Here is a 22,966-nt window from a genome sequence, read left to right on the forward strand (position 1 = left end):
GCCTGCACTGGCAGGCTCGGAGCCGCGGCCCTCAGCCCCTCTCAGTCGCCTTCGGCTTGGAGGGGGGCGCACCCGGTGGCCTGGCGAAGCCAGTTCCACGGGTGCACTGGCATGGCCTGCTCCGCGGCCATTCGCCTCTGGGGTGCACAGGCGCCGCTGGCGCAGGAGACGACCTGACTTGCCTCGCCTCGGGGCGATCAGCGGCCATCCCCGCGGATGCCACGCAGGAGCCGATCAGCGCACGGGCGAGGTGACCACGCCGGGCACGGGTGCCGGTGCAGCGGCCGGAGCGGGCAGCGGGGCCATGGGCGGCAGGGGCACGCGCGAGCCGTCGGTGCCGGGCACGGTCTGCGAGGGGCCGACGCCACCGGGAAGAGCCTGGCCGTCGTCGCCGACGAATTCGAAGACCCGCACCACCTTCTCGACGCCGGAGATGCCGCGCGTGATGTCGGTCGCACGGTCGGCCTCGCGGCGGGTGACCAGGCCCATCAGGTAGACCACGCCGCCCTCGGTCACCACCTTGATCGAGTTGGCCGGCACGTCGGAGGCGTCCAGCAGCGAAGCCTTGACCTTGGTGGTCAGATAGGTGTCGTTGGAGCGGCGGGCGATGTTGAGGGCGGGGCCCACCACGACCTCGTTGACGACGGCGCGCACATTGGGCGCGGTGCGCACCACCTCGCCGGCGCGCTGCTTGTCGGCCTCGCTGCCCACGGTGCCGGTCAGCAGGGCCGTACGGTTGAAGCTGATCACCGTGACGTTCATGTCGTCGTTGGCAATCTCGCGGATGCGGGCGGCGGCACGCAGCTCGATGGCCTGGTCGTCGAGCTGCGCGCCGGAACTGCGGCGGTCCAGCGCCAGGGTGCCGAGGCCCGCAGCCGCGGCACCGCCCACCACCAGGGGGACGCAGCCCGCCAGGCTGCCGCCCAGTGCGGCAACGGCCAGGCAGGCGCAGGCCAGGCGCTGGCCACGTCGGAAGATCGTCGTCGAGGGGGTGTTCATGCGGAAAGCTCCTGTTCACCAAGTAGTTGGGCGTCCACGGCGTCGCACAGGCAGTGCAGCAGCACCAGGTGGACTTCGTGGATGCGGGAAAGGCGGTCGTGCGGCACGCAGACCTGCACATCGGTTTCTCTCAGCGCCCGGCCCAGCGCACCGCCCGCGCCGCTGCCGACGCCGCCGGTCAGCGCGATGACGCACATGTCGCGCTCGTGCGCCGCTGCCACCGCCGCCAGCACGGCCGCCGATTCGCCGCGGGGGCTGATGGCCAGCAGCACGTCGCCGGCCTCGCCCAGGGCCCGGACCTGCCGGGCCGGGCCAGCCGCATCGGCACACTGACGCGTGTCGGCCAGCGGATCGTCGGGGATGCAGGGCAGCGCGAGGGCGGCCAGGGAGGGCCGCTCGCGCTCGAAGCGGCCGACGAACTGGGCTGCGAACTGGGCGGCCAGAAGACCGGAGACGCCGGCGCCGCAGGCCAGCACCTTGCGGCCACTGGTCACGCCCGCCAGCAGGGCCTGAACGGCCAGCCCAAGCGGCTTGCTGAGCAAGGGCCCGGCCTGGTATTTGAGATCGGCGCTGTCGATGAAATGTTGTTGTAGACGTTGTTCAACCATGCTGTCCGGAATCATAGACGTGCGCTTTTCGGGCCTGAGGATGCGGTCCGTGCATCGAGCGGCATGAGGGCGCTGCGGACCGGGATGAACGTCCCGAGGACCCCAACCTGCGACTGCGGCGGCTGCGTCAGGTTCCCGCCAGTTGGCAACAGGCCGCGGCGAAGCGCGCAGCCTGGGGGTCACTCCATCATGAACGCGCCGCGCAGCCAGCGGATCTCGTCCTCCACGAGCACCGCATCGAAGCGGCAGGGCGGGGGCGAGGGCAGCCGCATCAGGTAGTGCCGCGCCGCGAAGATGATGCGCCGCTGCTTGGCGAAGGTGATGCTGGCGCCCGCCCCGCCATGGCTGGCGCGCGAGCGGCTGCGCACCTCGACGAAGACCAGCGTGCCGCCGGGCTCGCGCATGATCAGATCCACCTCACCGCCGCCACGGCCCGGGGTTCGATAATTGCGCGCCACCAGCCCCAGCCCGGCCTTGCGCAGGTGGGCCAGCGCGGCATCCTCGGCGGCGTCGCCCAGGCGCTTGGTGGTCGGAGGCGCTACCGGCCCCCGCTTGAACGGAAGAAGACCCATCTTGAACACCCTCCCCTCGGCTGCTTCTTTCGGCGCCGCTGTCCAGGCCGCCCGCGACGCGGCCGGCGGCCAGCATTATCCGCAGGGAACCCTCTACGTCGTGGCCACACCCATCGGCAACCTGGCCGATCTGTCGCTGCGGGCGCTGCACGTGCTGCAGCTGGTCGACGCCATCGCCTGCGAGGACACGCGCCACACCCACCAGCTGCTGCGCGCCTGCGGCATCGACCGGCCGGGCGGCCAGTTGCTGGCCGTGCACCAGCACAACGAGGCCGAGGCCGCGCAGACCGTGATCGCGCGCCTGGCCGAGGGCCAGCGCATCGCCTACGTGAGCGACGCCGGCACGCCGGGCGTCAGCGACCCAGGCGCCCGGCTGGCCGCCGCTGTGCAGGCCGCGGGCCAGCGGGTGCTGCCCATCCCGGGCCCCTCCAGCGTGACCACCCTGCTCAGCGCCGCGGGCGCGCATGACGACGCACGCGGCGGCCCCTTCGTCTTCGCCGGCTTCCTGCCGGCCAAGGCGGGCGAGCGAGATGCCGCGGTGCAGGCCCTGTCCGGCGAGACGCGTGCCGTGGTGCTGCTGGAGGCGCCACACCGCATCGAGGCCCTGGCGCGCGCACTGGCCGTCCTGGGCGAACGCCCCGTGACCGTAGGCCGCGAGCTGACCAAGCAGTTCGAGGAGATCGCCACCGTGCCGGCCCAGGCGCTGGCGGGCTGGCTGGAGGCCGGGCCGCAGCGCACGCGGGGCGAGTTCGCACTGCTGCTGCATCCCCAGCCCACCGTAGCGGCGGGCGCCGGCATCGGCGCCGAGGCCGAACGCGTGCTGCGCCTGCTGCTCGCGGAGCTGCCACTCAAGAGCGCAGCCCGCCTGGCTGCAGACATCACCGGCGCGCCGCGCAACGCGCTCTATGCCCAGGCACTCAGCTGGCGCAGCGCTGAAGAATGACATGCAGCGCCCGATGAACCGGCTGGCCGGACACGCCGCCACGGCTTGCCTGAGAGCGGTTCGATGCATCGGGCAGCACGGTCGACCATGACACCGTCCCACGACGCACGGCCCGTGTGGCGCTGCCGCCGGATGCGGCCTTCACCGGCGCCATCCTGCTGCCGCGCGTGCTCATGCAGCACCCGGCTGCCGACCACTGGATGGCATGGCCACCAGATTCCTCCCAGATCGGATCGCACACTGCATCGGCAGCCCAACTTCCCGACTCTTGATTCCCCCCTCGAGGGCTGCCTTCACCCGCTTCGGCGGGTTTCTTTTTGCCTGTGCGGCGCGCGCTTGCGCAGCACCGTGCCCGCGCATCGGGGCATTGGGACAGGGTGATCGAAACCTTATGACGCAGGCAGCAAAAAGCCCGGAAGCGCTTGCACGCTTCCGGGCCTGTATCTGGTCCCGCCGCCAGGAATCGAACCTGGATCTCAGCCTTCGGAGGGCCGAATTCTATCCGTTGAAATACGGCGAGAAAGTCGCGCCGAACCCGGGCGCGAACCCGGCATTATGACCGATCTTCGGCGACTGGCGTGTTCGGCGCGGCCGGCCGCAACGTGGGCCACATTCGCCGCCTCCGACTCAGGGTGCCGGGGCAGACCCAAACCGGCGAGATACACACCGAACAGCCGACGGCCTGCAGGCACGAGGTCGAAAGCGCCCGGATCGAGCAGCCAGTCGTCGATCAGCCCGGACATCAAGGCATGCAGGCCCTGCGCAGCAGTGCGTGCCGGCACCGGCAGCCGCAGCCCCCGCACGCGTGTAGCCAGGCGCAGCGCCTTCTCGAAATCCATGACGCAGGCGTCGCGCGCGCCCAGGTGCCGCTGCTGCACCGAGGCCATCTCGTCCGTGTACTCCACCTTGTGCACCGCGATCTGGAAGACGCGCCGCACCTGGGGATCGCCCGCGATGAGCTGCAGGGCCTGCACCATGCCCTGCTCGATCAGGTCCAGCGGGTCGACGCCGGCCGGCTCAGCCGCCTGACGAACGCCCTTTTCCATCGGCAGCGTGACCCGCTCCATCATTGCGTTGAACAGGTCGGCCTTGTCCTTGAAATGCCAATAGACGGCGCCACGGGTGGCCCCTGCCTCTTCGGCGATCTGCTGCAAAGACGTGCGCGACACGCCCTGCGCCTGGAACAGCCGCTCGGCCGCATCGAGCAGGCGATGGCGGGTGGCCAGGGCTTCTTCCTTCGTGCGCCGTACCACGGCATCTCCTTGGCAAGAAAACGAAATAAACCGAAACGTGGGGATCATCACTATACATTCAAGAATGTATGTAAACTCGCTGCCTCGGCAAGCTTCTGGTGCCCCGATCTGCGTGCGCGCAAGGTCGATCCGCGGCGCACCCTGCTTCCCCGCCTTTTCCAATCCCACCCCAAGAGGATTCGCATGCCTGCCTCGCATGTTGCTGCAAGTCGTTCGATGTTTCGTCCCGGTTCGTCCCTGACCCTCGCCGCCACCGCGGTCTTCCTGAGCCTGGCCCTGGTGGCCTGCGGCAAGAAGGAAGCCGCCGCGCCGGCCGGCGGTCCTCCGGGCGGCGGCATGCCGGCGCCCGAGGTCGGCGTGGTGGTTGCCACCCCGGGCGAAGTCGGGCTGGTCACCGAACTGCCCGGCCGGCTCGAGGCCACGCGCGTCGCCCAGGTGCGCGCCCGTGCCGCCGGCATCCTGCAGAAGCGCCTCTTCGTCGAAGGCAGCGACGTGAAGGCCGGCCAGCCGCTGTTCAAGATCGACGCGTCGCCCTACGAGGCCACGCTGCGCAGCGCTGAGGCGACCCTGGCACGCGCGGAGGCCAATGCGGCCCAGGCCAAGGCACTGGCCGAGCGCTACAAGCCGCTGGTCGAAGCCAATGCCGTGAGCAAGCAGGACTATGCCAACGCCGTCGCCTCGCAGAAGGCCGCCGAGGCCGACGTGCTGGCCGGCCGCGCTTCCGTGACCACGGCCCGCATCAACCTGGGCTATGCCACCGTCACCGCCCCCATCTCGGGCCGCATCGGCCGCGCGCTGGTGACCGAGGGCGCGCTGGTGGGCCAGGGCGAGGCCACCCAGCTGGCCACCATCCAGCAGATCGATCCGCTCTACGTCAATTTCACGCAGTCGGCGACCGAGGTGATGCGCATGCGCCGCGCCATGGCGCAGGGCAAGCTGCAGCGCGCCAGCGGCCCGGACGCCGCCGACGTGCGCATCGTGCTGGAGGACGGCACCGAGTTCGCCCAGCGTGGCCGCCTCCTCTTCTCCGATTTGACGGTGGATGCGAGCACCGGCCAGATCACGCTGCGCGCCGAAGTGCCCAACCCCAAGGGCGAGCTGCTGCCGGGCATGTACGTGCGCGTGCGCACCGAGCAGGCGCAGGTCGACAAGGCCATCAGCGTGCCGCAGCAGGCCGTCACGCGAACCGACCAGGGCGACACCGTGACCATCGTGGGGCAGGACGGCAAGCTGTCCAAGCGCAACGTGAAGATCACGGCGGGCAAGAACAACCGCTGGATCGTCACCGAGGGCCTCAAGGAAGGCGAGCAGGTGATGGTGGACGGCTTCCAGAAGCTGCAGATGCTGCCGCCCGGCACGCCCGTGAAGGCCGTGCCCTGGCAGCCGCCGACGACCGCCGCCGCCGCCCCGGCCGCTGGCGCATCGGCCCCCGCGGCCGCGGCCGCACCGGCCAAGCAATGACGCCGGCCCGCAACCCCGACTGATCACGAAGAAGGAACGCGAGCACTTCTATGGCCAAGTTCTTCATCGATCGCCCCATCTTTGCGTGGGTGATCGCTCTGTTCATCCTGGTGATGGGCGGCGTGGCGATCACGCAGCTGCCGATCGCCCAGTACCCGCCGGTGGCCCCGCCGGCCATCGTCATCAGCACCGCCTATCCCGGCGCCTCGGCCCAGACGCTGGAAGACAGCGTGCTGGCCGTCATCGAGCGCGAGATGAACGGCTCGCCCGGCCTGATCTACATGGAGTCGGTCGCGCAGGCGGACGGCACCGGCACGATCACCGTGACCTTCGAGCCCGGCACCAATGCCGACCTGGCGCAGGTGGACGTGCAGAACCGGCTGTCGCGTGCGACGCCGCGCCTGCCGCAGGCGGTGACCCAGCAGGGCGTGCGCGTGGACAAGTCGCGCAACAACTTCCTGCTGTTCACGATGCTGTCGTCGACCAACCCGGCCGTGGACACCACGCAGCTGGGCGACTACGCCGCGCGCAACATCCAGCCCGAACTGCAGCGCGTGCCCGGCATCGGCCAGGTGCAGCTGTTCGGCAGCGAGACGGCGATGCGCATCTGGATCGACCCCGCCAAGCTACAGGGCCTGAACCTGAGTGCCAGCGACGTCAACACCGCCATCCGCAACCAGAACGCCCAAGTGGCCTCCGGCACCATCGGCGACCTGCCCAACGTCACCGGCCAGGCCATCGCGGCCACGGTGGTGGTCAAGGGCCAGCTGTCGTCGGTGGCGCAGTTCGGCAACATCGTGCTGCGCGCCAATGCCGACGGCTCGACCGTGCGGCTCAAGGACGTGGCCCGCATCGAGATCGGCGGTCAGAGCTACTCGACCTCGGCCCGCCTGAACGGCAAGCCGGCCGTGGGCCTGGGCGTGCAGCTCTCGCCCTCGGGCAACGCGCTGCAGGCCGCCAAGGCCGTACGCGCCAAGATGGACGAACTCAAGCGCTACTTCCCGCAGGGCGTGAGCTACTCCATTCCCTACGACAGCTCGGCCTTCATCAGCATCTCCATCAGCCAGGTGGTCGAGACCCTGGTCGAGGCCGTGGTGCTGGTGTTCCTGGTGATGTTCCTGTTCCTGCAGAACTGGCGCTACACGCTCATTCCGACGCTGGTGGTGCCGGTGGCGCTGCTGGGCACCTTCGCCACGCTGCTGGCCCTGGGCTTCTCGATCAACGTGCTGACCATGTTCGGCATGGTGCTGGTGATCGGCATCGTGGTGGACGACGCCATCGTGGTGGTGGAGAACGTCGAGCGCATCATGAGCGAGGAAGGCCTGCCGCCGCTGCAGGCCACGCGCAAGGCGATGCAGCAGATTTCGGGCGCCATCATCGGCGTGACGGTGGTGCTGATCTCGGTGTTCGTGCCGCTGGCCTTCTTCGCCGGCTCGACGGGCAACATCTACCGCCAGTTCTCGGCGGTGATGGTGGCCTCGATCGCCTTCTCGGCCTTCATGGCGCTGTCGCTCACGCCGGCGCTGTGCGCCACGCTGCTCAAGCCGGTCGAGGCCGGTCACCATCACGAGAAGCGCGGCTTCTTCGGCTGGTTCAACCGCGGCTTCTCGCGCACCGCCAAGGGCTACGAGGGCTTCGTGTCGCGCCTGCTGCGCCGCGCCGCGCGCTACCTGATCATCTACCTGGCCATCATCGGCGGCGTGGTGTTCGTGTACTCGCGCCTGCCCACCTCCTTCCTGCCACAGGAAGACCAGGGCAACATCCTGGTGAACGTGCAGCTGCCGCCGGGAGCCACGCTGGAGCGCACCGAGGCGGTGATGGAGAAGGTCGAGAACTTCATGCTCAAGCAGCCGCAGGTGCAGAGCATCGTGGGCGTGCTGGGCTTCAGCTTCTCGGGCCAGGGCCAGAACGCGGGCATCGCCTTCGTCACGCTCAAGGACTGGAAGGAGCGCGAGGGCGAGGCCAACTCGGCCTCCGCGCTGGCCGGCCGGGCCTTCGGTGCGCTGTCGGGTGTGCGCGACGCTTTCATCTACCCGCTCAACCCGCCGCCGATCCCTGAACTGGGCTCGGCCAGCGGCTTTAGCTTCCGGCTGCAGGACCGCTCGGGCCAGGGCCATGACGCGCTGGTCAATGCACGCAACCAGCTGCTGGGCATGGCCATGAAGAGCCCTGTGCTCACCGCCATCCGTCCCGACGGCCTGGAGGACGCGCCGCAGCTGCAGATCGACATCGACCGCGACAAGGCTCAGGCCCTGGGCGTGGGCTTCGATGCCATCAACACCGCGCTGTCGACGGCGCTGGGTTCGAGCTACATCAACGACTTCCCGAACCGCGGCCGGCTGCAGCGCGTGGTGGTGCAGGCCGATGCCCCGGCCCGCATGCAGCCCGAGGACCTGCTGCGCCTGAACGCGTCCAACACGCAAGGCCAGCCGGTGCCCTTCGCCTCCTTCGCGACCACGCGCTGGATCAAGGGCGCGCAGCAGACGGTGCGCTACAACGGCTACCCCGCGATGCGCATCAGCGGCGAGGCCGCGCCCGGCTACAGCTCGGGCGCCGCCATGGCCGAGATGGAGAAGCTGGCCGGCCAGCTGCCCGCGGGCTTCGGCTTCGAATGGACGGGCCAGTCGCGCGAAGAAAAGCTCGCCGGCTCGCAGGCCATCATCCTGTATGGCTTCGCCATCCTGGCGGTGTTCCTGTGCTTGGCGGCGCTGTACGAGAGCTGGTCGATCCCGCTGTCAGTCATCCTGGTGGTGCCGCTGGGCGTGCTGGGCGTGCTGCTGGCCACGCTGCTGCGCGGCTACTCGAACGACGTGTACTTCCAGGTGGGCCTGATCACCATCATCGGCCTGTCGGCGAAGAACGCCATCCTGATCATCGAGTTCGCCAAGGACCTGCAGGCGCAGGGCAAGAGCGCCATCGCTGCCGCGCTCGAAGCCGCCCACCTGCGCTTCCGCCCGATCGTGATGACCTCGCTGGCCTTCGGCCTGGGCGTGGTGCCGCTGGTGCTGGCCTCGGGCGCGGGCTCGGCCAGCCAGCGCGCCATCGGCACCGGGGTGCTGGGTGGCATGCTCACGGGCACGGCGCTGGCCGTGTTCTTCGTGCCCATCTTCTTCGTGGTGGTGCGCTCGATCTTCAAGGGCAGCAAGCGCCAGCAGGAAATGAACAAGCGCCATGCCCAGGAAGCGGGCATTCAGGAAGAATCCGGAGCCGACAACCATGGCTGAGTCCAAGACGATGATGACGCTGCCCTTCGGGCCCCTGGCGCCTCTGGCGCTGGCCGCCGCGCTGCTGATGAGCGGCTGCTCGCTGATCCCCACCTATGAACGGCCGGCCGCGCCGGTGCCGACGACCTTCCCTGGCGACCCGGCCCAGCCGGCCGGCACCAAGGCGGCGGTGGACGTGCCCTGGCAGGCCTTCTTCTCCGATCCGCGGCTGTCGGGGCTGATCCAGACCGCGCTCGACAACAACCGCGACCTGCGCGTGGCTGTGCTCAACATCGAGCAGGCCCGCGCCCAGTTCGACGTGCAGCGCGCGGCGCTCTTCCCGACCGTGGGCCTGAGCACCACGGGCTCGCGCTCCGAGCCGAACTCGGCCCGCGCCTACAGCTCGTCGGCGCCCAAGGTGTCGTCGAGCTATTCGGTGGGCCTGGGCGTGACGGCCTGGGAGATCGATTTCTTCGGCCGCATCCAGAGCCTGAGCGCCGCCGCGCAGGCCCGCGCGCTGGCCACCGAGGAGTCGCGCCGCGCCACCCAGATCAGCCTGATCGCCCAGGTGGCCAACGGCTGGCTCACGCTGGCCGCGGACGAGGAACTGCTGGCGATCACCCGCCAGACGCTGGCCACCCGAGAAGAGACGCTCAAGCTGACCAAGCTGCGCTTCGACAACGGCGTGGCCTCCGAGCTGGACTACCAGTCCGCCGTGTCGCTGGCCGAGAGCGCCCGCGCCACCTACGCGCAGCAGATCCGCCTGCGCCGCCAGGACGAGAACGCGCTGGCGCTGCTGCTGGGCGCGCCTGTGCCCGCGAGCGCACTCGAAGGCCTGGCCGGCGACAACGGCGGCCTGGCCAGCGTGCGCGCCATGCCCGACGTGCCGGCCGGCCTGCCCTCGGACCTGTTGACCGAACGGCCGGACATCCGGGCGGCCGAGCAGCAGCTGATCGCGGCCAACGCCAACATCGGCGCGGCGCGGGCCGCCTTCTTCCCGCGTATCGCGCTGACCACCTCCATCGGCACGGTGAGCTCCGACTTCTCGAACCTCTGGAACGGCGACGGCACGCGGGCCTGGAGCTTCGCGCCCAGCCTGACGCTGCCGATCTTCACAGCCGGCGCCAACTCGGCCAACCTCGCTTCGGCGCGCGTCAGCCGCGACATTGCCGTCGCCCAGTACGAGAAGACGATCCAGACGGCCTTCCGCGAGGTGGCCGACGCCCTCGCCGGCCGCGAGACGCTGGGCGAGCAGGCCCGCGCCGCGCGTGCCCAGGCCGACGCCGAGGGCACCCGCCTGCGCCTGTCGGACCTGCGCTACCGCAACGGCGTGGCCAGCGCACTCGACCTGCTGGATGCGCAGCGCTCGCAGTTCACGGCCCGCCAGACGGCGGTGCAGACCCAGCTGACGCTGCTGCAGAACCAGGTCACTCTGTACAAGACGCTGGGCGGCGGCTGGACCAGCAGCACGCAGCAGGCCGGCGCCCAGTAGGCTGGCGCATCTCTGGCCAGGACGGACGCCAGGTTCAGTGGCGGCCTGCGAGCCGTTCGCTGATCTGCGTCAGGAGTCCTTCTTTCGGGGGGTGTGCGGGGGTTATCCCGGGTCAGCCGGAGCCCGTCCGCACACCCCCCGTCCCTATAATCGAACGCTGTTTTCCAATAGCCCCCGATACCGAGGACAGCGATGAGCGAGAGCGCGCAAAACCCGGCTCCGGCCACCGAAGAGGCGCATACGGGCCCGATCAAGAATCCCAAGCAGCTGATGCTCGCGGTCCTCTTCGGCTTCGTGGCCCCCATCCTCATCATTGCGGGGCTGGTCTTCTTCGTGGTGTCCGGGCTCAAGCCCTCCGGTGCGGCCACCGGCGACAACATGAACCTCTACGGCGTCAGCCAGGACGCCCGCGACCGCGACGTCGCCGAGCGCATCCGCAAGGTGGGCATGGTCGAGATCCGCGACGCCAACCGCCCCCTCGCCAACGGCGAGACCGTCTTCAAGACCCAATGCGCGGCCTGCCACGGCAGCCCCGGCATTCCGGGCGCTCCCCACTTCGGCGATGCCGCGGCCTGGGGCCCACGCATCGGCCAGGGCCTGGCCACCCTGACCGAGCATGCGCTCAAGGGCAAGGGCGCCATGCCGCCCCAAGGTGGTGGCGACTTCAGCGACGTGGAGATCAGCCGTGCTGCGGCCTACATGGCCAACTCGGGCGGCGCCAAGTTCGAGGAGCCTGCTGCGCCGGCCGCTGCGGCCGCTGCAGCTCCGGCGGGCGATGCATCGGCCACGTCCGCAGCAGCCCCTGCAGCATCAGGCGCGATGCCGGCCAAACAATAAAGAGCGCACACCCGCCCCGGGCCTTCGGACCTCCTCGAAAGCCGGCATCCGCCGGCTTTTTCGTTTATGGCGCAACAGCCGCGGCGATGGGCCTGCGCCTGTGCTCAGGCGCAAGGCGCGTCTCTCTGCGCCTGCTCGCCGCCCGTCAAGCCGTCCTTCGGGCCGCTGCCGGGCTGCGGACGAAGCCGAAACGCGTCGGCAGGTCGGCCGCCGGCACCTCTTCAGGCGCTGGCCAGACGCCCTGCTCGAGCGCATCGGCCGCCAGGCCCATGTCCTGCGAATGGACGATGCCCAGGCCGGCCGATGCTTCGACATAGAGCCGCCCTTCCGCATCCAGCAGCACGCGCTGCAATTCACCCGCCAGTCCGGTGTGCGCCTGGAACGAGAAGTCGTCCGTCAGGCGCCACACCAGCGGCGCGGCCTCCAGTTCCACGTACACCCGCTGCGGCCCATTCTGGAAGAACCACTGGCCCTGGGCGTCCGGCTCATAGTTGCGCTGGATGAAGTCGATCAGCTTGTCGTGCCGCAGCAGCGAGCCCTTGCTTTGGGGAAAGGGGCCGGCCGCCTGCGTGGGGTCGTCGCGCATGTACCACTGGCCGCGTGCATCGAGGCCCAGCCAACCGTAGCAGTGGGGCACATTGGGCCACTTGGCCAGTGCCTGTTTGACGATGTCATCCATGTCGGCATTGTCCGCGCCGAAGTTGCCATGCGGTGTCGCCCATGCCGCCATCGCGGGTGAGCCGAGGCCGACAGCGGTATCGAGGCTGAAGGTCGGACTGGCAGCCGACGGGAGCCGGCGTCGTGCACCCGCGAGAGGTCAGCGATGCGCCCGCAGCCAGTCCACCACGGCCTGCGGCATCGTCTGCACATGCCCCGGCCACACCCCCTGCGGAAAACCGACATGGCCGCCATGCCGCGGCTGCCAGAGGGTCACGCATGGATTGGTCACCCGTTCTGGCACCGGCAGGCTCTCACCGGGCACGAACGGGTCGTTGCGGGCATTGAGCACCAGCGCAGGGATGCGGATGTCGCCCAGCCGCGGCCCGGCGGCCGCGCGGGCGTAGTAGTCCGCCGCATCCTTGAAGCCGTGCAGGGGCGCAGTGAACAGGTCGTCGAAGTCGCGCAGACGGCGCGCGGCGCGCAGTCGGTCGGCATCGAAGAGGCCGGGATGCTGCGTCAGCTTAGCCAGCGCCTTGGGCTTCATGGTCGAGAGGAACATGCGCTCGTACACCAGCCGGTTGAAGCCGCGTCCGATGGCATCGGCGCCGGCGGCCAGGTCCAGCGGCGCGCTCACGCCGGCCACGGCCTGCACCACAGCCGCCGCGCTGTCGCCGGCCTCCTCGGCCCAGCGCAGCAGCGCATTGCCACCCAACGAGACGCCGACGGCCAGCACGCCGGCCGGGCTGCGTTCGCGCAGACGCGCCAGCACCCAGCCCACCTCTTCATGGTCGCCCGAGTGGTAGGCCCGCGGGCCAAGGTTCAGCTCACCGCTGCAGCCGCGGAAATGCGGCACCGCGAACCCGAGGCCACGCTCGCGCGCCACCGCCGCCAACGCCTCGGCATAGTGGCTGCGCGACGAGCCTTCGAGGCCGTGGAAGAGCACCAGCAGCGGCGCCGCGGCCGTATCGGCCGCGTCCTGGAAGTCCACATCCACGAAATCACCGTCCGGCGCGTTCCAGCGCTCGCGGCGGTAGACCGGGGCGGCGCCCACATAGCGGCGGCCGAACAGGGCGGGCCAGATGGTCTGCGCATTGCCGCCCGGCAGCCAGCGGGGCGCGACGAAGGCCTGCACGGTGCGCGGCGCCCTCAGTGAAGCAAACCCGGGGTCTGCGGCGCCTCATCGGGTTCGCGTGATGTGCCGGGGCTGGCATGGTGCGCCACCAGTCGCCAGCCCATCTCGGTTTTCAGGTAGACGTTGGTGGCCAGCACGAAGGCATGGCGCGGACCTTCGGCGGTGAGCACCTCGATGCGCTCGAGCACGTTGTGCACGCTGGTGCCCAGGGCTTCGACGCGGCGCACATGCGAAGGCCGCGCATGCACGGCACCGCCGTTGGCGAACATCTGCTCGAACGCGCTGCGGATTGCCGCCACCCCCACCAGGCGGGGCCCGCCGGGGTGCACGCAGAACACGTCCTCCTCGTCGGCCCAGCAGGCCATCAACGCATCGACGTCGCCGCGTTGCAGCGCGTCGTAGAAGGCGGCTTCCAGGTCGTCGGCGGTGCCGCCCAGGGCGGCGGGGTATCGGGTTTTGCTGGGCATGGCAGCCGCGATTCTGCCGCCCCGCACGCACCGCGCCCGGCATGCGGCGCACCACCTTGCCGCGCACGCGTCCGATGCCGCGAACCGTTTTGGACCATTTGGTCAAAAAATGCCGGGCATTTTTTAATCAAGTCCTTGATGTGGAACAGGAAAGTGGCATTGGCACAGCGCATGCAAACCCGCCGGCGATCCCATCCTGGAGTCCACCCACATGAAAGTCGGCGTCTTCATCCCCATCGGCAACAACGGCTGGCTGCTGTCGCAGAACGCGCCGCAGTACAAGCCCAGTTTCGAGCTGAACAAGACCATCACGCTCAAGGCCGAGCAGTACGGCCTGGACTTCGCGCTGTCCATGATCAAGCTGCGCGGCTTCGGCGGAAAGACGGAGTTCTGGGACCACAACCTGGAGTCCTTCACGCTGATGTCGGGCCTGGCGGCCGTCACGACCAAGATCAAGCTCTTCGCCACCGCCGCCTCGCTGGTGATGCCGCCGGCCATCGTGGCACGCATGGCCTCGACCATCGACAGCATCTCGAACGGCCGCTTCGGCCTGAACCTGGTGACCGGCTGGCAGCGGCCCGAGTATTCGCAGATGGGCATGTGGCCCGGCGACGAGTTCTTCGCCACCCGCTACGAATACCTGTCCGAGTACATCCAGGTGCTGCGCGACCTGTGGGGCAAGGGTCAGTCGGACTTCAAGGGCACCCACTTCAAGATGGACGACTGCCGCCTGAGCCCGCAGCCGCAGGCGCCCATGAAGGTGATCTGCGCCGGCCAGAGCGATGCCGGCATGGCCTTCTCGGCCAAGTACGCCGACTACAACTTCTGCTTCGGCAAGGGCGTGAACACGCCCAAGGCCTTCGCGCCGGCGGCGCAGAAGCTGATCGAGGCCACCGCCAAGACCGGCCGCCACGTGACCACCTACGTGCTCATCATGGTGATCGCCGCCGAGACCGACGAAGCCGCCTTCGCCAAGTGGGAGCACTACAAGGCCGGCGCCGACACCGACGCCATCGCCTGGATGGCGCAGCAGGGCGCGGCCGACACCAAATCGGGCGGCGACACCAACGTGCGCCAGATGACCGATGCCACCTCGCCCTCGGCAGTGAACATCAACATGGGCACGCTGGTGGGCTCCTACGCGAGCGTGGCCCGCATGCTCGACGAGATGGCCGAGGTGCCCGGCACCGAGGGCGTGCTGCTCACCTTCGACGACTTCGTGCAGGGCGTGGAGGATTTCGGCCAGCGCATCCAGCCGCTGATGAAGAGCCGCGTGGACGTGGACACGCCCGTGCCCTCGCAGGTGGGCGCGCCCGAGGCGCTGGCGGCGTGACGGAGCAACGCCCATGAGCAGCACCAAGACCAACGCCACCCTGCGCTCGACCACACCGGTCGGGCCGCCCCAGGCGCCCGGCGCACCGGCACCGACGGTGATTCCCTCGCGGCCCGAACCCCTGGCCCTCGTGCCCACCCAGACTGCGCTGATCGTGGTCGACATGCAGAACGCCTACGCCTCGCTGGGCGGCTACGTGGACTCGGCCGGCTTCGACATCTCGGGCGCGCAGGGCACCATCGCCGGCATCGTGCGTGCCATCGAGGCAGCGCGCGCCGCCGGCATGCTCATCGTCTTCCTGCAGAACGGCTGGGACGCGAAGTATGTGGAAGCCGGTGGCCCCGGCTCGCCCAACTGGCACAAGTCCAACGCGCTCAAGACCATGCGTGCCAAGCCCGAACTGCAGGGCCGCTTCCTGGCCAAGGGCGGCTGGGACTACGAACTCATCGAGGCGATGAAGCCGCAGCCCGGCGACATCGTGATTCCGAAGACCCGCTACAGCGGCTTCTTCAACAGCACGCTGGACAGCAGCCTGCGCGCCCGCGGCATCCGCAGCCTGGTGTTCACCGGCATCGCCACCAACGTGTGCGTGGAATCGTCGCTGCGCGACGCCTTCCACCTGGAGTACTTCGCGCTGATGCTGGAGGACGCCACGCACGAGCTGGGCGGCGCCGCGATCCAGCAGGCCACGGTCTACAACGTCGAGACCTTCTTCGGCTGGGTGTCGACGGTGGACGCCTTCTGTCAGGCCCTCGCACCCGCCACCGCTGCCACACCGGCCGCCACCGAAGCCGCCACGGCCTGATCCTTCATTCATCCCACTCTGGAGTCCCTTCATGCCCAAGGAAGCCATCATCCCTCCCGGCACCAGCACCCCCATCGCGCCCTTCGTGCCCGGCACGCTGGCCGACGGGGTCGTCTACGTCTCGGGCACCCTGCCCTTCGACAAGGACAACAACGTGGTGCACGTCGGCGATGCCACCGCGCAGACCCGCCATGTGCTGGAGACCATCAAGGGCGTCATCGAGGCCGCTGGCGGCACGATGGACGACGTCACCTTCAACATGATCTTCATCACCGACTGGGCCAACTACGCCAAGGTCAACGCGGTGTATGCCGAGTACTTCCCGGGCACCAAGCCCGCGCGCTACTGCATCCAGTGCGGGCTGGTGAAGCCCGACGCGCTGGTGGAGATCGCCTCCATCGCCCACGTGGGCAAGAAGGCCTGAGGCGCGCCATGGCGCTGTACCACGAGGTGCACGGCGAAGGCCGCCCCGGCACGCCCAGCGTGCTGCTGTCCTCGGGCCTGGGCGGCTCGGCCGGCTTCTGGAAGCCGCAGATCCCGGCGCTGGTCAAGGCCGGCTGGCGCGTGGTGGCCTACGACCAGCGCGGTACCGGCCGCAGCCCGGCGGACCTGCCTGCGCAATACGGCATCGCCGACATGGCCCACGACGTGGCCGAGGTGATGGACGCCACCGGCACCGAACGCTGCCATCTGGTGGGCCATGCCCTGGGCGGCCTGGTGGGCCTGCAACTGGCGCTGGATGCGCCCGCGCGCGTGGCCAGCCTGGTCCTGGTCAATGCCTGGTCGCGGCCCAATCCGCACTCGGCCCGCTGCTTCGACGCCCGCCTGTCGCTGCTGGGCGCCTGCGGGCCGCGCGCCTATGTGGAAGCGCAGCCCATCTTCCTGTACCCCGCCGACTGGGCCGCGGCCCATGCAGCCGAAGTGCAGGCCGAGGTGGACCATGCCTTCGCGCACTTCCCCGGCGAGGCCAACATGCGCGCACGCATCGGCGCCCTGCGCGCCTTCGACGTCGACGCGCGTCTGTCCGAGATCGCCGTGCCCACGCTGGTCGCCTGCGCACAGGACGACGTGCTGGTGCCCTGGACGATGTCACAGCGCCTGGCCGAGGGCCTGCCCCAGGCCCTCTTCGATCGCAGTCCGCACGGCGGCCATGCGCACAGCGTGACCGATCCTGCGGCTTTCAACGCAGCGCTGCTCGGCTTCCTGTCGCGTCAGGACTGAACCCTCTTCTCTTCCGGCTTCCGATGATGATGTCCACCGCCCCCGCTCCTACCGCCGCCGCGGCCCTGCAGGCCCTGGCCGCCACGCCGCCCGAACGAGGCGACTACCGCAATGCCATGGCCCGCCTGGGTGCGGCCGTGAACGTCATCACCACCGATGGTCCCGCGGGGCGTGCGGGCTTCACCGCCTCGGCCGTGTGCAGCGTGACCGACGAGCCACCTACGCTGCTCGTGTGCCTGAACCGCAGCGCCTCGGTGTATCCCATCTTCCAGGCCAACGGCGTGCTGTGCGTGAACGTGCTGGGCGCCGGCCAGCAGCAGCTGTCCAACCTTTTCGGTGGCAAGACGCCCATGGCCGAGCGCTTCGCCGCGGCCGAGTGGCATGCCAGCCGCAGCGGCGTGCCGGTGCTGGCCGAGGCCGCGGCGGCCTTCGAATGCCGTGTGGTCAATCGCACCGAGGTGGGGACGCACGACGTGCTGTTCTGCGAAGTGGATGCGGTGCGCATGGGCAACGCCGCCCATGGCATGGTGTACTTCGATCGCCGCTACCACGACCTGCTGCCGCAAGCCGCAGCGCACTGAGCAGACGCGGCCTCAAGCGGCCAGCGGCGCTGCCATGGCCTCGGCTGTGGGCGCACTGATTCCATCCAGCACCAGGCGCTGCACGTTATCCACGGTCTCCTCGAAGAAAGCCGCATCCTGCAGCGTGCGACCGGCGATGGCCTGCACCTGCACCGCGAAGTCGGCGTAGTGCTGCGTCAACGCCCAGAGGCCGAAGATCAGGTGATGCGGCGCCACCGGCCGCAGCCGCCCCGAGCGCACCCATTCGCCGATCACCTCCGACTTGCGCCCCACCAGCGTGCGCAGTTCCAGCGCCAGTTCTTCGCGCAGCAGCGGCGCGCCCTGGATCATCTCCAGGCAGAACAGGCGTGAGGCATCGGGCTGGTCGCGCGAGATCACCAGCTTGCGACGGATGTAGCTGGCGATGGCTTCGCGCGGGTCCTGCTCGGCGCTGAAGCCACGCAGCGGTTCGAGCCACACGTGCAGCAACTCGCGCAGCACGCTCACATACAGCTCTTCCTTGTTGGCGAAGTAATAGAGCAGGTTGCTCTTGGAGACATCGGCGCGTGCGGCCACCTGGTCCACGCTGGTGCCGTGCAGGCCATAGCGAGAGAACAGGCCGAGCGCGGCCGACAGGATCACGCTGCGCTTGTCTTCCGACTGTCGCGGCCGGCGCGCGGCCCGCTTGCCGGCTGCGGGCGCCGCCTTCGTGCCCACGGGTTCTGCTTTGCGCTTGCGCACCTCGGCCGGCGCCTTCTTCTTCGCCGCGGGTGGTCTGGCCATGGGGCTTCCCTTTCCTTTCATTGTTGTTGGCGTGTGTCGTTGGGGTCGGCAACGGCCCGCCTGTACCGGCCATTGCGAATCGCGTACCAGCCTGCACGCACCAGCAACGGGCTTCGCGCACCGCTCATCTGTCTTGACCTGCACCAAGACACCGCAGCACGGCCGAATGGCGTGCATGCGGCGCATCGTACGCAGCCCGGCAGGCGTTTGTCCATTTGGTCCAACTGGCACGGTCGTTGCAAACGGGCTCTGCAGTACCTCTTACGCGCATCGAGACGCCCCATGACCCTGATGACCGTTCCCATCATCGACCTCGCGCCCTACTTCTCGGGCACTGCGGCGGAGAAGGCCGCGCTGGCCCGCCAGGTGGACGAGGCCTGTCGCAGCATTGGCTTCCTGGTGATCACGCACCACGGCATCGACCCGGCACTCATCGCTCGCGTCTCGGCGCTGTCGCGGCAGTTCTTCGACATGCCGCTGGGGGAAAAGCGCAAGGTGGACCGCCCGCGCGACGACGCAGTGCGCGGCTACAGCGCGGTCGGCGAAGAAGGCCTGTCGTACAGCCTCGAAGAGGCCTCGCCCGGCGACCTGAAGGAGTCCTTCTCCATCGGCCCTTCCAACGTGCCCGATGACGACTACCACCGCGGCCCGGCCGCCGGCCCGCACTTCGAGCCCAACAGCTGGCCGCCCATCGACGGCTTCCGCGAGGCCTACGAGCAGTACTTCGAGGCCATGAGCGATCTCTCGCGCTCGCTCATGCGCATCTTCGCGCTGGCGCTCGAACTGCCCGAGACCTACTTCGACGACAAGATCGACAAGCACATCAGCATGTTCCGCGTGCTGTCGTACCCGCCCCAGCGCGAGGCACCGCTGCCCGGCCAGCTGCGCGCCGGCGCGCACAGCGACTACGGCAGCCTGACCATCGTGCTGCCCGACGACAAGGGCCTGCAGGTGCAGAACAAGGCCGGCGAATGGGTAGACGTGCCGCTGGTCGAAGGCGGCCTGGTGGTCAACATCGCCGACCTGATGATGCAGTGGACCAACGACCAGTGGGTCTCCACCATGCACCGCGTGGTCAACCCGCCCTTCGAGGTGGCGCAGACCAACCGCCGGCAGTCGCTGGTGTTCTTCCACCAGCCCAACTACGACGCCATGGTCGAGTGCCTGCCCACCTGCCTGGCACCGGGCGAGAAGGCCAAGTACGCGCCCATCTCCTCTGGCGATCACCTCACGTCCAAGTTCGTGAAGCAGACAACATTTGGCGGGACCAAGTGATGGCCCATCTTTCCTACGTCAACGTCTTCGCCAAGGACGTGGTCGCCCTGAGCGGCTTCTACCAGCGCGTTTTCGGCTTCCCGGAGATCGAGGCCATCCGCTCGCCCATCTTCCGCGGGCTGGACACGGGCAAGAGCAGCCTGGGCTTCAACGCCTTCGATGCCTACGAGCTGCTGCACCTGGCCGAGTTCTCGGACACGAAGGGCGTCAAGTTCCTGCTCAACATCGACGTCGACAGCCGCGAGGACGTGGAGCGCATGGTGCCCGTTGCGCTGGAAGCCGGCGCCACGCTCATCAAGGCGCCCTACGTCACCTACTACAACTGGTACCAGGCGGTGCTGCTCGACCCCGAGGACAACGTCTTTCGCATCAACTTCATGATGTGACGCGCCCGCCGCCCCCGGCCGGCGCCGGGGCGGCACTGTTCGTGCTTTTTCACCTTTCCGCTTCCTTCCTCTCCCCCTCTTCCTTCCTCCTGGAGGTCTCCATGTTGTCCAAGCGCTTTCCCCGCATGAGCGTGGCCCTGGCCGGTGCCGCCGTGCTGCTGTCGGCCGGCACCGCCCATGCCCAGGCCGGCTTCAGCCTGAGCGGCAAGCCCGTCATCGCGATGCTGTACTACGGCCCCAAGAACGACGGTGGCTGGACGCAGGCCTTCGACGAGGCGCGCGTGAAGATCGAGGCCGCCCTCGGCCAGAAGATCCAGTTCGTGGAGAACGTGGGCGAGGACGCCTCGGTCATCAAGCCGGCGGCCGAGCGCTTCATCTCGCGCGGCGCCAACATCGTGATCGGCACGGCCTTCGGCCAGTCCGACGCCATGAAGGACCTGGCGGCCAAGTACCCCAAGGTGGCCTTCCTCAACGGCTCGGGCACCACCAACGGGCCGAACCTCGAATCCTTCTACGGCCGCACCTACGAGAGCCAGTACCTGTGCGGCATGGCCGCCGGCGCGGCCAGCAAGACGGGCAAGCTGGGCTTCGTGGCCGCCAACCCCTTCGGCGTGGTGAACTGGACCATCAACGCCTTCGCGCTGGGTGCGCAGAAGATGAACCCCAACGCCACGGTGAACGTGATCTACACCGGCACCTGGAACGATCCGGTCAAGGAACGCGCCGCCGCCACCGCGCTGATCGACCAGGGCGCCGACGTGATCGGCCAGCACGTCGATTCGCCCACGCCGCAGATCGTCGCGCAGGAGCGCGGCGTGTACGGCACCGGCCACCACCGCGACCTGCGGCAGTTCGCGCCCAAGGCCACGCTGTGCTCGTCGGTGTGGGTGTGGGACCGCTTTCTGGTGCCCGAGCTCAAGAAGATCATCGCGGGCAACTGGAAGCCCGAACCCTATGGCGCCTTCATCCCGATGAGTGGTGGCGGCACTGACATCGCCGGCTTCGGCCCGGCGGTGCCGGCCGACAAAGTCAAGGTCATCCAGGCCGAGCGCGAAGCCATCCTGAAGGGCAAGCAGGTCTACGCCGGCCCGCTGAAGGACCGCGACGGCAAGGAGCGCGTGGCCGCAGGCGCCGTGCTGCCGGATGCGGACCTCTGGAAGATGGACTGGTTCGTCAAGGGCGTGGTCACGCAGAAGTGACTCTCCCCCAGGCTCCGCGCTTTGCGCTCCGCCAACCGCCATCCGGGGGCGCCACCTGCGGCCTGGCGAAGCCAGTTCCGCGGCGGCTGCCGGCGGTCCCTTTTCTCTTCATACGCTGATGACTGTTGACGCTCTGCGCCTTGTCGGCATTCACAAGTCCTTCGATGGGTTCAAGGCCCTGACGGACGCGTCATTTGCTGCGCGCTGGGGTGAGGTGCATGCGCTGCTGGGGGAGAACGGCGCGGGCAAGTCCTCGCTGATGAACATCGCCGCCGGGCTGTATGCGCCCGAGCAGGGCGAGCTGCTGGTGGACGACAACCCGGTGCGGCTGGCAGGGCCGCGCGCGGCGGCGGCGCTGCACATCGGCATGGTGCACCAGCACTTCAAGCTGGTGCGGCCGTTCACGGTGGCCGAGAACATCCTGCTGGGGCATCCGCTCGCGCACGCCGAGGGCAGCCACCGGCGGCGCATGGTGCAGCTGGAGCAAGAGATCGCCGCACGGGCGGCCGAGCTGGGCTTCGCCATCGACCCGCGCGCGCGCGTGGAGCGCCTTTCCATCGCCGAGCAGCAGCGCGTGGAGATCCTCAAGGTGCTGCTGGCGGGCGCGCGCATCCTGATCCTGGACGAGCCCACGGCCGTGCTCACCGACCAGGAGGCCGAGCGCCTGCTGGCCACGGTGCATGCGCTGTCGCGCCAGGGCGCCGCGGTGGCGCTGGTGACGCACAAGATGGCCGACGTGAAGACCTGGGCCGACCGCGTGACGGTGATGCGCGGCGGCCGTACGGTGGCCACGGTGGACCCCAAGGCCACACCCATCGAAGAGCTGGTGCGCCTGACCGTCGGCCAGTCGGTCGCGGCCAGCACGGCGGCCACGGAGCCCGCGATGGGCGGCACGCCGCTGCTGACCGTCCGCGGCCTGCGCCTGCACGCCAACGGCCGGCAGGCTTTGGACGGCGTGGACCTGACCCTGCGCGCCGGCCAGATCTACGGCCTGGCCGGCGTCGGCGGCAATGGCCAGGGCGAACTGGCCGAGGCGCTGATGGGCATGGCCGAGGGGCTGGAAGGCACGATTGCGCTGGCAGGCGAAGGCGGGGCCGCGACTGGCCGCCTGCCGCATTTCGCCGCCATCCCGGCCGACCGCTACGGCCTCGCGCTCGCGGGCGGCCTGTCGGTGGTGGAGAACTTCGGCATCGGCCAGGTGCAGGCCGGCCGCTACGGCCCCGCCTGGCGGCTGGACCGCGCCCGCATGGCCGCCGACGCCCGCGAGGCCGTGCAGGCCTTCGACGTGCAGGGCGTACGCCACCTGAACCAGAAGGCCGCGCTGCTGTCGGGCGGCAATGCGCAGAAGCTGGTGCTGGCGCGCGAGTTCGGCCGCGCGCCGCGCCTGGTGCTGGCCCACAGCCCCAGCCGCGGGCTGGACGTGCGCGCCGGTGCCGAGGTGCATGCGCGCCTGCGCGCCGCGCGCGATGCCGGCGCCGCAGTGCTGCTCATCAGCGAGGACCTGGACGAGGTCCTCGCGCTGGCCGACCGCGTGGGCGTCATGGCCCGCGGACGCATCGTGGCCGAGTTCGATCAACCCGCCGACCGCCAAGCGGTCGGCCAAGCCATGGTGAACCATGACTGATGCCGCGCTCGGCGCCACCGCCGCGGAAGCACGCGCGAAGCACGTGCCCCTCTTCGCGCGCCGCTACACGCTGGAGTTGCGCCAGCAGATGGGCCTGCCCCGGCAGGCGCTGATCCTCGCGCTGGCGGTGGTCGTCGGGCTGGCCATCTCGGC

The 22,966-nt window shown here is 69.4% G+C and carries 21 protein-coding genes, 1 tRNA gene and 1 pseudogene; 14 read left to right on the forward strand and 9 right to left on the reverse strand.

Annotation, left to right across the window (positions count from 1 at the left end):
- Window positions 1-234: 234 nt before the first annotated feature.
- From QZ772_RS15455 to QZ772_RS15465, 3 genes are all read right to left on the reverse strand, one after another.
- A complete protein-coding gene (locus QZ772_RS15455) occupies window positions 235-999 on the reverse strand; it encodes a BON domain-containing protein (protein WP_295527993.1) in 765 nt (254 codons plus the stop codon).
- Window positions 996-1,607: an SIS domain-containing protein gene (locus QZ772_RS15460; protein WP_295527996.1), complete on the reverse strand. Its 612-nt coding sequence runs from the start codon at window positions 1,605-1,607 to the stop codon at window positions 996-998. Before QZ772_RS15460 ends, QZ772_RS15455 begins: the two co-directional genes overlap by 4 nt.
- A 179-nt stretch (window positions 1,608-1,786) precedes the next feature.
- On the reverse strand, window positions 1,787-2,179 hold the full coding sequence (locus tag QZ772_RS15465; RefSeq protein WP_295527998.1) for a YraN family protein: 393 nt from the start codon (window positions 2,177-2,179) through the stop codon (window positions 1,787-1,789).
- Between the two features lies 1 nt (window position 2,180).
- On the opposite strand from QZ772_RS15465, the gene rsmI reads away from it, so the two are divergent.
- Window positions 2,181-3,122, forward strand: coding sequence for a 16S rRNA (cytidine(1402)-2'-O)-methyltransferase (gene rsmI, locus QZ772_RS15470; protein ID WP_295528001.1), 942 nt, complete (start codon window positions 2,181-2,183; stop codon window positions 3,120-3,122).
- Between the two features lie 445 nt (window positions 3,123-3,567).
- Here rsmI and QZ772_RS15475 read toward each other — a convergent pair.
- Window positions 3,568-3,642: transfer RNA gene (locus QZ772_RS15475), tRNA-Arg, on the reverse strand.
- Between the two features lie 118 nt (window positions 3,643-3,760).
- Window positions 3,761-4,375 (reverse strand): annotated as a pseudogene (locus QZ772_RS15480) (TetR family transcriptional regulator); the annotation flags it as partial.
- 183 nt (window positions 4,376-4,558) lie between these two features.
- Here QZ772_RS15480 and QZ772_RS15485 point away from each other — a divergent pair.
- The 4 genes from QZ772_RS15485 (at window position 4,559) to QZ772_RS15500 (ending at window position 11,368) form a co-directional block, all read left to right on the forward strand.
- A complete protein-coding gene (locus QZ772_RS15485) occupies window positions 4,559-5,836 on the forward strand; it encodes an efflux RND transporter periplasmic adaptor subunit (protein WP_295528003.1) in 1,278 nt (425 codons plus the stop codon).
- Between the two features lie 50 nt (window positions 5,837-5,886).
- The gene (locus QZ772_RS15490; RefSeq protein WP_295528006.1) at window positions 5,887-9,060 is read left to right on the forward strand and encodes an efflux RND transporter permease subunit; all 3,174 of its coding nucleotides are present in this window, start codon (window positions 5,887-5,889) and stop codon (window positions 9,058-9,060) included.
- Window positions 9,053-10,531, forward strand: coding sequence for an efflux transporter outer membrane subunit (locus tag QZ772_RS15495; protein WP_295528008.1), 1,479 nt, complete (start codon window positions 9,053-9,055; stop codon window positions 10,529-10,531). The genes QZ772_RS15490 and QZ772_RS15495 overlap by 8 nt, the downstream gene beginning before the upstream one ends.
- Before the next feature lie 192 nt (window positions 10,532-10,723).
- Window positions 10,724-11,368, forward strand: coding sequence for a c-type cytochrome (locus tag QZ772_RS15500; protein WP_295528010.1), 645 nt, complete (start codon window positions 10,724-10,726; stop codon window positions 11,366-11,368).
- 145 nt (window positions 11,369-11,513) lie between these two features.
- On the opposite strand, the gene QZ772_RS15505 is transcribed toward QZ772_RS15500, so the two are convergent.
- The 3 genes from QZ772_RS15505 to QZ772_RS15515 form a co-directional block, all read right to left on the reverse strand.
- Window positions 11,514-12,047, reverse strand: a complete 534-nt coding sequence (locus tag QZ772_RS15505; protein ID WP_295528012.1) for a DUF2946 family protein — start codon at window positions 12,045-12,047, stop codon at window positions 11,514-11,516.
- A 138-nt stretch (window positions 12,048-12,185) separates the two neighbouring features.
- Window positions 12,186-13,160, reverse strand: coding sequence for an alpha/beta fold hydrolase (locus tag QZ772_RS15510; RefSeq protein WP_295528014.1), 975 nt, complete (start codon window positions 13,158-13,160; stop codon window positions 12,186-12,188).
- Between the two features lie 14 nt (window positions 13,161-13,174).
- A complete protein-coding gene (locus tag QZ772_RS15515) occupies window positions 13,175-13,627 on the reverse strand; it encodes a nuclear transport factor 2 family protein (RefSeq protein WP_295528016.1) in 453 nt (150 codons plus the stop codon).
- Window positions 13,628-13,838: 211 nt separating this feature from the next.
- Here QZ772_RS15515 and rutA point away from each other — a divergent pair, with 211 nt between their 5' ends.
- From rutA to rutF, 5 genes are read left to right on the forward strand one after another with little or no spacing between them, the layout of a single operon-like run.
- Entirely contained in the window at window positions 13,839-14,960 is a 1,122-nt protein-coding gene (rutA, locus tag QZ772_RS15520; protein ID WP_295528019.1) for a pyrimidine utilization protein A, read from the forward strand.
- A gap of 13 nt (window positions 14,961-14,973) precedes the next feature.
- Complete coding sequence (rutB, locus tag QZ772_RS15525) at window positions 14,974-15,765, forward strand: pyrimidine utilization protein B (RefSeq protein ID WP_295528022.1); 792 nt, start codon at window positions 14,974-14,976, stop codon at window positions 15,763-15,765.
- A 31-nt stretch (window positions 15,766-15,796) separates the two neighbouring features.
- The gene (gene rutC / locus QZ772_RS15530; RefSeq protein WP_137946956.1) at window positions 15,797-16,189 is read left to right on the forward strand and encodes a pyrimidine utilization protein C; all 393 of its coding nucleotides are present in this window, start codon (window positions 15,797-15,799) and stop codon (window positions 16,187-16,189) included.
- Window positions 16,190-16,197: 8 nt separating this feature from the next.
- Complete coding sequence (rutD, locus tag QZ772_RS15535; RefSeq protein ID WP_295528026.1) at window positions 16,198-16,986, forward strand: pyrimidine utilization protein D; 789 nt, start codon at window positions 16,198-16,200, stop codon at window positions 16,984-16,986.
- Window positions 16,987-17,009: 23 nt separating this feature from the next.
- Window positions 17,010-17,567 (forward strand): NADH-dependent FMN reductase RutF, encoded by a 558-nt coding sequence (rutF, locus tag QZ772_RS15540; protein WP_295528028.1) that lies wholly within the window; start codon window positions 17,010-17,012, stop codon window positions 17,565-17,567.
- Window positions 17,568-17,579: 12 nt separating this feature from the next.
- On the opposite strand, the gene rutR is transcribed toward rutF, so the two are convergent.
- On the reverse strand, window positions 17,580-18,329 hold the full coding sequence (gene rutR, locus QZ772_RS15545; protein WP_295528031.1) for an HTH-type transcriptional regulator RutR: 750 nt from the start codon (window positions 18,327-18,329) through the stop codon (window positions 17,580-17,582).
- A gap of 282 nt (window positions 18,330-18,611) precedes the next feature.
- On the opposite strand from rutR, the gene QZ772_RS15550 reads away from it, so the two are divergent.
- The 4 genes from QZ772_RS15550 to QZ772_RS15565 all read left to right on the forward strand — a co-directional run bounded on the left by QZ772_RS15550 (window position 18,612) and on the right by QZ772_RS15565 (window position 22,813).
- A complete protein-coding gene (locus tag QZ772_RS15550) occupies window positions 18,612-19,604 on the forward strand; it encodes a 2-oxoglutarate and iron-dependent oxygenase domain-containing protein (protein ID WP_295528034.1) in 993 nt (330 codons plus the stop codon).
- On the forward strand, window positions 19,604-19,990 hold the full coding sequence (locus tag QZ772_RS15555) for a VOC family protein (RefSeq protein WP_295528036.1): 387 nt from the start codon (window positions 19,604-19,606) through the stop codon (window positions 19,988-19,990). Before QZ772_RS15550 ends, QZ772_RS15555 begins: the two co-directional genes overlap by 1 nt.
- Window positions 19,991-20,091: 101 nt before the next feature.
- Window positions 20,092-21,189, forward strand: coding sequence for a BMP family ABC transporter substrate-binding protein (locus QZ772_RS15560; protein ID WP_295528038.1), 1,098 nt, complete (start codon window positions 20,092-20,094; stop codon window positions 21,187-21,189).
- Between the two features lie 118 nt (window positions 21,190-21,307).
- The gene (locus QZ772_RS15565; protein ID WP_295528040.1) at window positions 21,308-22,813 is read left to right on the forward strand and encodes an ABC transporter ATP-binding protein; all 1,506 of its coding nucleotides are present in this window, start codon (window positions 21,308-21,310) and stop codon (window positions 22,811-22,813) included.
- The last annotated feature ends 153 nt before the right edge of the window (window positions 22,814-22,966 follow it).

Source organism: uncultured Pseudacidovorax sp., assembly GCF_913773995.1.
Classification (GTDB): Bacteria; Pseudomonadota; Gammaproteobacteria; order Burkholderiales; family Burkholderiaceae_C; genus Xenophilus.